Below are 12067 nucleotides of genomic sequence, written 5' to 3' on the forward strand. Positions count from 1 at the left end.
TTTAGGAAATAATATTTTATCACTATAGATTACTTAACAGTTTTGATTTGGTTAATCTCTAATTTCAAATCTTTAATCTGTTCTTGTGCCTGTCTGTTTTCGAGATAAAAGTAGATCGCGAATCCTAAAAATATCTTGCCCAAAACAAAAACAGCCGCAAAAACCCATCTCCAGGCTTTGCTGATGCGCATTTGGTTCGATTCGGACTCAACTTCTATATAGCGGTCTTGTTTTACTTTTTCTTGTTCCGCATGCTTAAACTTGCTTTCAGTTTCAGTGTATAGCTTTAAATTTTGCTCACGAAGTATAATCTCATTTACTTCTTGTTCGATTTTGGATAATGCATTGGCTGGAGGCGGAACAGCCATACTTTGCGCAAGGATTTCCATATCCATTTCTAACTTTGTTAACGCTTCGGCAAATTCTGGAAACTGTTTTTTTGCCCGCAAAACTTGCTGAATTTCATCGTCGGTGGCCACTCCCATAACATAGGTTTCCATTAGGCCGCTATCTATCAGTTGTTTAATTTCCACGAGCTTTCCTGATTTTATCTATTGATGATTTCAACTGGGTACGCAATATATTTTCACTCTTATTTAATAAATCTACAAGTTGATTGATAGATTTTCCTTGATAATAAACCATTTGGAAAATATATTGCTCCTCCTCATCCAGCAGATTTAAATACTCATTATTCGTGTGATTACCGCTTAGTTTTTCATTATTTATAGAAGAAAATTCGGGCAATTTAAATCTTGCAAATTGCCTTAACTGCAACCAGGAAGTAGGCTGGCCATTTGTTTCCAATACAAATGCAGAGATAATTTTAACTAAAATTTCTTCTGATTTAAGATGATCTTGAACCGTACCTCTTATAAAACCTAAAAGCATTCCAGCATACTTATCATATAACTGATGAATATCCTTCTGGTTACCTTTTGGGATGTTTATTGCAACTTCAGACATTTACTAACGGGAGTGATTAAATATAATTGCAAGATAAGCGCAAAAATTACAAATGCTTTCAATTAATGAAAAATTAATCAGTTTTTCGTGATTTTTAGATGTTTTAAAGTTAAAGCGAGTTGAATTTTAATTCCATTTTAACTTGTAGGGAAAAATTTGTTCATTAATTTAGCCTCATCAATTTTTTATAGCGATGAGAATAGCAACCTACAATGTAAACGGCGTAAATGGGCGCTTACCAGTTTTATTAAAGTGGCTCGAAGAAACGAAGCCTGATGTAGTTTGTTTACAGGAATTAAAAGCGCCTGATGAGAAATTTCCCGAAAAGGCTATTCTCGAAGCCGGCTACAACGCTATCTGGCATGGACAAAAAAGCTGGAATGGGGTGGCTATTTTATCTCGTGGACATGAAATAAAGGAACTTAAACGCGGTTTGCCTGGTGATCCTGAAGATTTACACAGTAGATATATTGAAGCCATGATCAATGGGGTTGTGGTGGGTTGCTTGTATTTGCCAAATGGAAATCCTGCGCCTGGGCCAAAATTGGAATATAAATTGGCTTGGTTTGAACGGTTAACACTCCATGCAGCGAAACTTTTAGAATTTAATTTACCCGTAGTGCTTGCAGGAGATTACAATGTGATGCCGACTGAATTGGACGTTTATAAACCGGAACGATGGGTTGACGATGCGCTTTTCAGGCCGGAAGTGCGTGAAGCTTTCCATAACCTGGTAGCACAGGGTTGGACAGATGCCATTAGAAAGCTGTATCCCGAAGAAGTGATTTATACCTTTTTCGATTATTTCAGAAATGCCTACGGCCGTAACGCCGGTTTACGCATTGATCATTTTCTTCTGAGCCCACAATTAGAAAGTAAACTTTTAAGCGCTGGAGTAGATAAGCATGTTCGGGGCTGGGAAAAAACAAGCGATCATTGCCCGGTATGGATCGAAATTAGTAACGTAGAACAATAAGCATCAGCAAAATAGCTTTGCAAATTTTTAAGCTTTTTAAAATTGATTAATTAAGAAAGTTTAAAAGCTCAAATTTATGCTAGCCTCAAATGCTAGTGCCTCGAGTAGGTGAGTTTCCACAACCGCAAGAAATTTTTGCTTTCTGAGAAATTTCAACAGCGGCTAAACTTTTCTAAAATCTTTTCAAAATTTGGCTACCTTTGCCATGCTTTTGGTTTCCGGTTAACACCCGGAATTAAAAGGGAATTTGGTGTAAATCCAAAACTGTCCCGCAGCTGTAAGCTCCATTAACGGATTTTCTATTCTTTAAGCCACTGCCCCGATTTCGAGGTGGGAAGGCAAGAAAACCGGGAGTAAGTCAGAAGACCTGCCTCTTGCAATATTTCATAGCTTTCGGGGATTGAAGCTAGAGATGAGGTACTTTCGGTATTCCGTATTTTCATTTCTTGTAATTCTGTTTGCTGTGGGGATTAAACTCACAACAAAATGTTTAGGTTTTTACATGCCTTTAATGGCATAAAATATTATCTGTTCCTATCGTTCATTTTCTGGACAGGCATTCTTATGCCTCAATCTGCCCTTGCCCAAACTGACTCATTGAAGGCAAATAATTTAAAAGAAGTCGAGATTCGGCATCAGCGAAAATTATTACAAAACATTTCGCCAACACCCTTGCAAATATTAAGCGGAACGGCATTAAAAAAATTAAATGCGCTCTCTGTTGCTGATGCCATCAGATACTTTTCTGGAGTACAGTTAAAAGATTACGGGGGCATTGGTGGCTTAAAAACCATTAACGTTCGCAGCATGGGTAGCAACCATACTGCAGTTTTTTATGATGGGATACAATTGGGAAATGCACAAAACGGGCAGGTAGATTTGGGTAAATATTCTTTGGATAACCTCGAAGAAATTTCACTTTATAGCGGTCAGAAAAGTGAACTACTGATGCCAGCAAAAGCATTTGCATCTGCCAGTTCGCTTTATTTAAAAACGCAAAGCCCTGTATTCGATCTTGGCCAGCGCCGAAGTTTAAAGTTAAGTTTAAAGGGCGGCTCCTTTGGCTTGTTCGATCCATCGGCTATTTTTCATCAACGTTTCACTGACCGTTTATCGCTAAGCCTAAACGCAGAATTGATTCATGCGGATGGAAAATACAAATATTGGTACACCAACAGTGTTTATGACACCACAGTAGTAAGGCATAATGGTGATATTTTTGCTAAAAGATTTGAAGCAGCGCTGTTTGGCAATACCGCCGATAGCAGTAAATGGCAACTGAGGATTTATAATTACGATAGCGAGAGGGGTTTGCCCGGCGCTATTGTGGCAAACAAGTTTGATTTTAGCCAGCGTCAATGGGATGATAATTTCTTTGTTCAATCTTCCTATCAAAGCAAAACAGATCAAAGGTATCAATTCTTGGCAAATGCAAAATACGCTTACGATTTTATCCGATATCTCGATCCGGAAAGGGTTTCACTCTTTGGCGCTTTAGACAATCGTTATGCCCAGCAAGAAATATATTTATCGTTAGCCAATCAATATCGGATTCTTAAATGTTGGGATATTTCCTTATCAACCGATTACAGTTATCAGCAATTAGATGCCAATCTGGAAAACTTTGCCTATCCTAAAAGGCAGACTGCTTTAATTGCTCTTGCTTCAAAATTTAACTGGCAACGCCTGAGTATCCAAGGTAACGTGTTGGCAACGTTGGTTAATGATCAGGTGAAAACCAATTCCTCAGCTCGCGATAAAACAGAATATACACCGACAATGATGGCCTCGTGGCAGCCTTTTAAATATAACGATTTCCGATTAAGGGCTTTTTACAAATCCATTTTTAGGATGCCAACCTTTAACGATTTGTACTACACGCTGATTGGGAACAGTAATTTAAGTCCAGAATATACCAAGCAATACGATTTAGGTTTCACTTATTCCAAATTCTTTGAGGCCGTAAAGCTCACTCAAATTTCTATCCAAACAGATATTTATTACAACACCGTACGCGATAAAATCATTGCCATTCCTACGCTCAGTCCCTTCAGGTGGAGCATGGTTAACCTGGGTAAAGTAGAAATCAAAGGTTTGGAAACCAACATCCAAAGCAACTGGAATTTTAATGGTTTTAATTTGAACACAAAATTCAATTATACCTATGAAAAGGCCATCGATATTACGCAGAATAGTACCGTTTTTGGTCAGCAGATTCCGTACATCCCATTGAATAGCGGCGCTTTAATGCTGGGCTTAGACTATCAAAATATCAGCTTCAATTATAGTTATATCTACACCGGCGAACGTTATAGCCAGAAGGCAAACATCCCTGTAAACTACGTAGAGCCATGGTACACACATGATTTGATTGTCAGGTTTGCCTTCAATTACGCAAAAGTAAATTATAGTATTGCTGCAGAAGTAAATAATGTATTTAATCAATACTACGATGTGGTACTCAATTATCCAATGCCTGGAAGAAATTTCAGGATCACACTTATCACCAAATTTAATTAACCTAAAATGAAAAAATCGCTATCAATTAAAGTATTAACTGCACTTTGCTTCACTACAATTTTGTGGTCTTGCCGGAAAGATAAAGGCGTTACTCCTGAAGAACAAACTCAACTTCCTGGCCAGGGAATTACAGCTGTAAATGGACTATATGTTTTAAACGAAGGAAATTGGGGTTCGAATAAAGCCTCCATAGATTATTATGATTATGCTACCGGTGTTTATAGAAAAAATATTTACGGACAAGCAAACCCATCTGCTACATTAGGTTTGGGCGATGTAGGGAATGATATCAAAATTTATGGTTCTAAGCTTTATGTAATTGTAAATGGATCTGGAAAATTGGAAATCCTTGATGTTAAAACAGCAAAAAAACTAGCTCAAGTAGATATTTCGAACTGTAGATACCTTACATTTTATAAAAACAAAGCATACGTAACCGCTTACGAGGGTTTTGTTGCAGTTGTAGATACGGCAACTTATAAATTGGATGCTAAAATCACAGTAGGCCGTGAGCCAGAAGAAATGGCCGTTGTTGGCGATAGACTTTATGTAGCCAATTCTGGAGGTTATACCAGCAGCAATTACGAGCGAACCTTATCTGTCGTTGATCTGGCAACCAATAAAGAAATTAAGCGCATTGATGTTGCCATCAACCTTCACCGTGTAAAAGCAGATCAATATGGTGATTTATATGTTACTTCCAGAGGAAATTATGGTGATATAAAATCGAATTTGTATGTGGTTGATACGAAGACGGAAGCGGTAAAAAAGAAGTTCGATATTGAAGCAAGCAATTTCGCAATTGATAAAGATTTTACTTACATCATTAGCACCGCCTGGAGCAATGCAACCATGTCTAATGTAATTTCTTATTCAAAAATCAATGTGAAAGATGAAACCATTATTCCAGGCGGCTTCATTAGTGATGGCACTGATAAAGAAATTGTAATGCCTTATGGAATCGCGGTTGACCCCATCTCATCTGGCGTTTACATCACCGATGCAAAGGATTATGTTACGCCAGGAACTTTATATTCCATCGATAATAATGGTAAAAAGAAGTTTTCGGTATCCACAGGAGATATTCCTGCTCACCTGGTTTTCTACACTAAATAATTTAACAATCAATATATAATAATGAAAATTAACAATTACCTAGTTGCAGTATTACTGGTTGCAACCCTATTTTTCGGTTGCAAAAAAGATGCAGAAACTGCTCCTGATGGAAAAATGGGGATCACTGAAAATTCCCTCACTGGAAAAGTGAATGCGAAAACGGAATTATATGCAGTTTCAAATGACGGCAGAGGCTTCCAGCACGAATGGAAATTGGATGGAAAAGTAGTAAGTACCGCGTATAATTTCGCTTTTATTCCCACTACTTCTGGTACATATATTATCGAATACAAAGGCTATAATGGGGCAGGCAGTTTTTCGCATACTTATACCATTAATGTTCCTGTACCTGTAATTGCAGTAACACCAACCAGTAGCAAATTTATCAGTAAAGTTTTCGAGTATGCGCCAGCACCTGGTCAGCACATTAACAATGCAAGTTTAGGCTCGCCAGAACAAGCACAAAAATTGATTGGGAGTACAAACAACATGGTTTCTTTGGGTGGTTTTGGCGGTTACATTGTTTTCGGCTTTGACCATTCTGTTGTTAACCAAAACGGGGCCGATTTGGCCATCTATGGAAACCCTTTCGGTCCACCCTATGCTTTTGCAGAGCCGGGTATTGTAATGGTAAGTCAGGATAAAAACGGTAATGGTTTGCCAGATGATGAGTGGTTTGAACTGGCTGGAAGCGAGTACGAAAAGACAACTACTATTAAAAACTATGAAATTACTTACACTAACCCAAAAGCTGCTGCAAATGTTGCTTGGACAGATAACCAAGGCAATAGTGGTGTTGTAAATAACAGTGCGAAACGCATCAATTTTTATCCTTTGTTTGCTTCCAATCAAGATAAGATTACGTTCAAAGGAACCTTATTGCCTTCGACACTCAGTACTTCGGGCATTGTAACCAATGCTGCGTTCGATTGGGGATACACCGATAGCTATTCAACTGGCGATGATTATAAAACCAAATTGTACAATAGTTTCGATATCGCTTGGGCGGTTGATGGCGCAGGTAAAAAGGTTAGCTTAAGTACAATTGATTTTGTTAAAATTTACACCGCACAGAATGTAAATGCTGGGATTCTCGGAGAAATATCTACCGATGTTAAGGGGGCAACCGACTTAAATATTAAGTAATTTTTTTACGTTTCTCATCAATGACAAAGCGCTGCTTATGGAAACATTTGTAGCGCTTTTGTTTTCAAGAACCTACGGCCTCCGAAAGGTTGCTAACAGTCGTCGAAAGGCTTGTCGAAATTACAATGATGTATTTCGACAAGCTCAATGAGACTAAAATTTGAAAAGGTTGGTCAGCTAGTCAGCTTTTCCCAAATTTTTATTTAAATTCTCTAAAATCCTGACCGTCTTTAATGTTCAACAAGCTTTCGTAAATTAAGCTAATCACATTATCAACATCTTCTTTGTGCACCATTTCTACTGTGGTATGCATGTAGCGTAAAGGCAAAGATATTAAAGCCGAAGGAACCCCACCGTTTGAGTAAGCAAATGCATCGGTATCCGTTCCCGTTGAGCGTGAAGAAGCCTGGCGTTGGAATGGAATTTCGTTTTTCTCAGCCGTTTTGATTAGTAATTTATTCAAATTGGTTTGAACTGCCGGAGCGTAAGAAACCACCGGACCTTTACCTGCTGATAAATCGCCTTGCGTATTCTTGTTGATCATTGGCGTGGTTGTATCATGGGTTACATCAGTTACAATGGCCACATTTGGTTTAATGCGTTGCGCAATCATTTCTGCTCCACGTAAGCCTATTTCTTCCTGTACAGAGTTTACAATGTATAAACCGAAAGGTAGTTTTTTCTTGTTCTCTTTCAATAAACGGGCAACTTCGGCAATCATAAAACCACCAACGCGGTTATCTAAAGCACGACCAACATAATAGCGATCGTTTAATACCATAAATTCATCTTCGTAGGTGATTACGCAGCCCACATGGATGCCCAATTTTTCTACTTCTTCTTTTGTAGTGCAACCGCAATCCAGGAAAATATTTTTCAATTCTGGCGCCTGTTCCTTTTCGCCATGACGCGTATGGATAGCTGGCCAGCCGAAAACTGCTTTAACCAGGCCTTTCTCCGTATGGATATTCACACGTTTCGATGGCGCAATTTGATGGTCAGAACCACCATTACGGATGACATAAATTAAACCATCACTGGTAATGTAGTTTACATACCATGAAATTTCATCGGCATGCGCTTCTATTACCACTTTGTAAGGAGCTTTCGGGTTAATTACACCGACTGCAGTTCCGTAATTGTCTACAAAATGCTCATCAATGTATGGTTTTAAATAGTTTAGCCATAATTTTTGGCCTTCCCATTCGTAACCTGTTGGAGCAGGATTGTTGATGTATTCTTCTAAAAATTGTAACGAATTTTTGGTTACAACAGTTACATGTTTTTTCTTATCCTCCGTTTTTGGCAGGTTAGCGTCTTCTTTTTTCTTAGCCATATTTATTTATGATGTTAGATTCACGATTTTGGATCTGCAGGTAGCAGACCAAGTCATCAATCAGATTATATTTATGATTTTAGCTTTACAAATTCGAACAGGCGAGGTATTAAATCGTCATTCGTCAATCTACAATCTAAAATTCTTTCTCCATTACTACGAAATCATAACCATCTTTAAAAAATGTTTTGTCGGTTTCATAGAATCCAAATTTATAATAAAATTCCTTAGCATTTACCCTTGCATTGCACCAGAGCTTGCTTGCTTTCTGAATTTTACAAAAATCCAAGATATATTCCATTAGTTGTGATCCATAACCAGATTTTTGTGCTTCGTTTAAAATAGCGAGTTTTCTAAATTGGTAAACATCGCCATCATGAAATAATGAAACAACGCCAGTTAATTTGTGATCGGCGTATAAGCCAAAGTGAAGTCCATCAAAATCCTCTGGAAGTTTTACAGCCTCAAAAGGAAGTTCCGGATACATTACTTCATGACGGATACGCCAGGTTAGCGAAGGGAATATTTGTTCGATCTGTACTAGAGGCATGATTATAAAAGAAAGTTAAATCCTAGTTTTCCCCCAGCATTAAAATAGGTATCTACTTTTGTAAATGAAACGATTGGACCAAGTGCTAATTCGAAATTTATTTTTCTGCCTATCCAGGTTTGAAAGCCCCATTGTGGCATTACGTTAATTTGATAGCCATAAATTGTATTGCTTTCCGTTGGAATAATTCCTAAAACATCCAAGCCTAGATAACCGGCATTGTTGTTTATTGTTTTTCTGCCCTTTTTTACTCTTTTCTCGAAGTTGTAATAATGCCTAAATCCTGCATTCAAAACTGGATAAATCTTAAAATCGGATTTTGTATTAGTGGTGAAATTAAAATCGTTATCAAAAAATATCTCTGTTTGATAGATAAAAGTTCCCTCTGCACCACCACCAAAGTAAACTGATGTTGTTTTGCCTACTTTTTGTTCTCTTTCGAAATTAAGACCAAGTAGCGATAGCCTTATTTTATTCAAAGAAACTACTTCTACCGGTTGCGTAACCGTTGTACTATCTTGGGCTTTAGATTTAGAAATAGATAAGCTACAAATTAAAATAGCTAGTGTAAGTTTGATTGCGTTTTTAGATGTCATGTATTGAGTATTGATTTAGATAATTTTTTTCTGCCGTAGAATAGATAAATTAAAATATTGATGAGGATAATTGCCGTCAAGCCGTAGCAAAACATAGCCCAGCCGCCTTGTGACCAAAGCCATAAGCCTAAGGCCGAACCACAACTGGCGCCAATAAAACTAACCGACATAAAAATTGTATTTAAGCGATTTCTCGCCTCGGGTATGAGGGTGTAAATTCTGGTTTGGTTGGTTACATGAATGGCTTGCTGACCAATATCGATGAGTACAATGCCAATCACAAAAAGGTATAAGTGGTTGCCAGTGAAGTAAAATAAAGCTACACTGATGAGTTGCAGGATAAACCCGATCATTAAATTTTTGCGAGGGTTGTTGCCATCGCTTAGTTTGCCTACAAGCGGTGCAGCTAGTGCACCGGCAGCGCCGGCAATGCCAAACAAACCAATTTGCAAGGTTTGAAAATTAAACGGGGGATTGGCTAAAAACAAAACCATGGTTGTCCAGAAAGCACTAATAATAGCGAAGGCCAAAAAGTTGATAATGGAAGTTTCGCGGAGCACAGGTTGAGATTTAATATAGCTAAACATCGAGCTCATTAATTGCTTGTAACTTCCCTTAAAAGCCGGAAAGCTTTGAGGAAAGCGTTTCGCCATTAAGGCAATAAGTAATAAACAAATACCTGCGGCGATATAATAAACTGCCCTCCAGCCAAGCCAGAAACCAATACTTCCGCTTACTGCTCGAGAGGCCAGAATACCTACCAGCAAGCCGCTCATAATCATGCCAATGTTGGCACCACGATTTTCATCAGTACTCAGATTGGCGGCTAAAGGCAGTATTAATTGAGGTACAATGGAGCAGATGCCAATCAGCAGAGAGGCGATTTCCAATAAGAAAAAAGAATGTGAAACGGCTGCTGTTAACAGTGCCAAAATAGCCATACCTGTTATAATCAAAATCTGCTTTTTTCGCTCAAACATATCGCCCAGCGGCACAAGTAAAAACAAACCAAAAGCATAACCAATCTGAGTGATGTAGGTAATTCTGCCTGCGTAAGTTTCGGTTAATTTAAACTCTTCTGCAATTAAAATAACTAATGGTTGGCAATAATAAATATTAGCAACAATGAGGCCGGTGCAGAAGGCCATGAGGAGGATGTCTATGCGTTTTAGCATCTAAAGGAAAAGTTTAAAGTAAAGAATTCAAAGTTGAAAGTGCGGGGGACGAAGGTAGCTAAAGGTTAATGTTTGCTCTTTTATCTTTACTCCATTTACAAAGGTATATTTCCATGTTTTTTACGAGGATTGTTAACCACTTTGTTTTCCAACATTTTAAAAGCTTTAATTAGTTTTATCCGGGTTTGCGAAGGTTCGATAACTTCATCAATAAAGCCACGTTCGGCGGCACGGTAAGGGTTGGCAAAGATATCCGAATACAGTTTTTCTTTCTCCAGCCATTTCTCCTGAGGGTTTTCTGCAGTAGTAATTTCCTTTTTAAAGATAATTTCTGCAGCTCCTTTCGCACCCATCACCGCTATTTCAGCACTTGGCCACGCATAGTTCATATCAGCGCCAATGTGCTTGCTGTTCATCACATCGTAAGCACCGCCATAAGCTTTCCTGGTAATTACAGTAATTCGTGGCACAGTAGCCTCGCTAAAAGCATAAAGCAATTTCGCACCGTTGGTAATAATGCCGTTCCATTCCTGATCGGTTCCTGGTAAAAAACCTGGAACATCTTCAAAAACCAGTAGAGGAATATTAAAACAATCGCAGAAACGAACAAAACGAGCCGCTTTAGTTGAAGAATTGCTATCTAAAACGCCTGCCAGATAAGCAGGTTGATTGGCTACAATACCAATGCTTCGTCCAGCCAAACGGGCAAAACCAACCACAATATTTTCAGCAAAGTCTTTATGAACTTCCAGAAAACTATCTGCGTCAGTAACCTCTGCAATAATTTCGCGAATGTCATAAGGGTGAGATGCATTTTGAGGCATAAAAGTATCTAAAGCAGTTCTGCTTTCGTCGCTACTTTCGTAATGAAGTGGAGTGGGTATTTCCTCGCAGTTCTGAGGCATATAACTCAGGAGTTGCTTAACATGGTTAATGGCTTCAACTTCATTGGCGCAGGCAAAATGTGTCACACCCGATTTTGTGGCATGCGTAGTTGCACCACCCAATTCCTCCGAGGTTACTTCTTCATGCGTTACCGTCTTCACTACATTTGGCCCGGTTACAAACATGTAGGAAGTGTTCTCTACCATCAAAATGAAATCGGTAATGGCAGGTGAATACACCGCACCTCCGGCACATGGCCCCATAATAGCAGAAAGTTGCGGGATAACACCCGAGGCCTGAACATTTTTATAAAAGATATCAGCATAACCGCCTAAAGAAACTACTCCTTCTTGAATTCGGGCACCTCCGCTGTCGTTTAAGCCAATTAAAGGTGAACCATTTTTCATGGCCAAATCCATTAACTTGCAAATTTTTTCTGCATGCGTTTCAGAAAGCGATCCTCCAAAAACAGTAAAATCTTGAGAGAACACATAGGTAAGCCTGCCGTTAATGGTTCCATAGCCGGTGACTACACCATCTCCCAGAAATTTTTCGCGTTCCATCCCGAAATCCGTACTGCGATGGGTAACGAGCATACCAATTTCTTCAAAACTACCTTCATCCATTAAAAAGTGAATGCGTTCCCGGGCCGTAAGTTTACCTTTTTTATGTTGGCTATCTATTCGAGCCTGGCCGCCACCAAGCTTTGCCTGGTTAATTTTATCTTGAAGTAATGCTATTTTCTTATCCATTGCTGATAATATGTGGATTTAAAATTAAAAATTAACAACGGTAATGCAA

The 12067-nt window shown here is 38.6% G+C and carries 11 protein-coding genes and 1 riboswitch; of the genes, 4 read left to right on the forward strand and 7 right to left on the reverse strand.

What is annotated here, in order from left to right:
• Positions 1-29 precede the first annotated feature (29 nt).
• Together ACZZZC_RS05540 and ACZZZC_RS05545 are read right to left on the reverse strand one after the other, a co-directional pair.
• A complete protein-coding gene (locus ACZZZC_RS05540) occupies positions 30-533 on the reverse strand; it encodes a hypothetical protein (RefSeq protein ID WP_463485165.1) in 504 nt (167 codons plus the stop codon).
• Positions 523-966 (reverse strand): RNA polymerase sigma factor, encoded by a 444-nt coding sequence (locus ACZZZC_RS05545; protein ID WP_463486700.1) that lies wholly within the window; start codon positions 964-966, stop codon positions 523-525. The genes ACZZZC_RS05540 and ACZZZC_RS05545 overlap by 11 nt, the downstream gene beginning before the upstream one ends.
• Before the next feature lie 193 nt (positions 967-1159).
• Between ACZZZC_RS05545 and xth the strand changes: the two genes are divergently transcribed.
• The 4 genes from xth (at position 1160) to ACZZZC_RS05565 (ending at position 6724) form a co-directional block, all read left to right on the forward strand.
• Positions 1160-1942, forward strand: coding sequence for an exodeoxyribonuclease III (gene xth, locus ACZZZC_RS05550; protein WP_463486701.1), 783 nt, complete (start codon positions 1160-1162; stop codon positions 1940-1942).
• 195 nt (positions 1943-2137) lie between these two features.
• Positions 2138-2331: riboswitch (cobalamin riboswitch) on the forward strand.
• A 97-nt stretch (positions 2332-2428) separates the two neighbouring features.
• Positions 2429-4462: a TonB-dependent receptor plug domain-containing protein gene (locus ACZZZC_RS05555; RefSeq protein WP_463486702.1), complete on the forward strand. Its 2034-nt coding sequence runs from the start codon at positions 2429-2431 to the stop codon at positions 4460-4462.
• A gap of 6 nt (positions 4463-4468) precedes the next feature.
• Complete coding sequence (locus ACZZZC_RS05560; protein ID WP_463486703.1) at positions 4469-5578, forward strand: YncE family protein; 1110 nt, start codon at positions 4469-4471, stop codon at positions 5576-5578.
• 21 nt (positions 5579-5599) lie between these two features.
• Positions 5600-6724: a PKD domain-containing protein gene (locus ACZZZC_RS05565; protein ID WP_463486704.1), complete on the forward strand. Its 1125-nt coding sequence runs from the start codon at positions 5600-5602 to the stop codon at positions 6722-6724.
• Between the two features lie 199 nt (positions 6725-6923).
• Here the strand turns inward: ACZZZC_RS05565 and ACZZZC_RS05570 are convergent, their stop codons facing one another.
• From ACZZZC_RS05570 to ACZZZC_RS05590, 5 genes are all read right to left on the reverse strand, one after another.
• Positions 6924-8060 carry a M42 family metallopeptidase gene (locus ACZZZC_RS05570; RefSeq protein ID WP_463486705.1) on the reverse strand — a complete coding sequence of 379 codons (1137 nt, stop codon included), beginning with the start codon at positions 8058-8060 and terminating at the stop codon, positions 6924-6926.
• Between the two features lie 136 nt (positions 8061-8196).
• Positions 8197-8610 (reverse strand): GNAT family N-acetyltransferase, encoded by a 414-nt coding sequence (locus tag ACZZZC_RS05575; protein WP_463486706.1) that lies wholly within the window; start codon positions 8608-8610, stop codon positions 8197-8199.
• Between the two features lie 2 nt (positions 8611-8612).
• A complete protein-coding gene (locus ACZZZC_RS05580; RefSeq protein ID WP_463486707.1) occupies positions 8613-9206 on the reverse strand; it encodes a hypothetical protein in 594 nt (197 codons plus the stop codon).
• Positions 9203-10381 (reverse strand): MFS transporter, encoded by a 1179-nt coding sequence (locus tag ACZZZC_RS05585; protein ID WP_463486708.1) that lies wholly within the window; start codon positions 10379-10381, stop codon positions 9203-9205. Before ACZZZC_RS05585 ends, ACZZZC_RS05580 begins: the two co-directional genes overlap by 4 nt.
• 95 nt (positions 10382-10476) lie before the next feature.
• Positions 10477-12018 carry an acyl-CoA carboxylase subunit beta gene (locus ACZZZC_RS05590; protein WP_463486709.1) on the reverse strand — a complete coding sequence of 514 codons (1542 nt, stop codon included), beginning with the start codon at positions 12016-12018 and terminating at the stop codon, positions 10477-10479.
• Between the last annotated feature and the right edge of the window lie 49 nt (positions 12019-12067).

The sequence above is a fragment of the Pedobacter sp. AC212 genome (genome assembly GCF_979258625.1).

Excerpts from the sequence above, each read along its gene's own strand:
- ACZZZC_RS05555 (WP_463486702.1), top strand. The coding sequence starts at position 2,429 with ATGTTTAGGTTTTTACATGCCTTTAATGGCATAAAATATTATCTGTTC.
- ACZZZC_RS05575 (WP_463486706.1), bottom strand. The coding sequence starts at position 8,610 with ATGCCTCTAGTACAGATCGAACAAATATTCCCTTCGCTAACCTGGCGT.
- ACZZZC_RS05545 (WP_463486700.1), bottom strand. The coding sequence starts at position 966 with ATGTCTGAAGTTGCAATAAACATCCCAAAAGGTAACCAGAAGGATATT.
- ACZZZC_RS05590 (WP_463486709.1), bottom strand. The coding sequence starts at position 12,018 with ATGGATAAGAAAATAGCATTACTTCAAGATAAAATTAACCAGGCAAAG.
- ACZZZC_RS05570 (WP_463486705.1), bottom strand. The coding sequence starts at position 8,060 with ATGGCTAAGAAAAAAGAAGACGCTAACCTGCCAAAAACGGAGGATAAG.
- ACZZZC_RS05585 (WP_463486708.1), bottom strand. The coding sequence starts at position 10,381 with ATGCTAAAACGCATAGACATCCTCCTCATGGCCTTCTGCACCGGCCTC.
- ACZZZC_RS05560 (WP_463486703.1), top strand. The coding sequence starts at position 4,469 with ATGAAAAAATCGCTATCAATTAAAGTATTAACTGCACTTTGCTTCACT.
- ACZZZC_RS05565 (WP_463486704.1), top strand. The coding sequence starts at position 5,600 with ATGAAAATTAACAATTACCTAGTTGCAGTATTACTGGTTGCAACCCTA.
- xth (WP_463486701.1), top strand. The coding sequence starts at position 1,160 with ATGAGAATAGCAACCTACAATGTAAACGGCGTAAATGGGCGCTTACCA.
- ACZZZC_RS05580 (WP_463486707.1), bottom strand. The coding sequence starts at position 9,206 with ATGACATCTAAAAACGCAATCAAACTTACACTAGCTATTTTAATTTGT.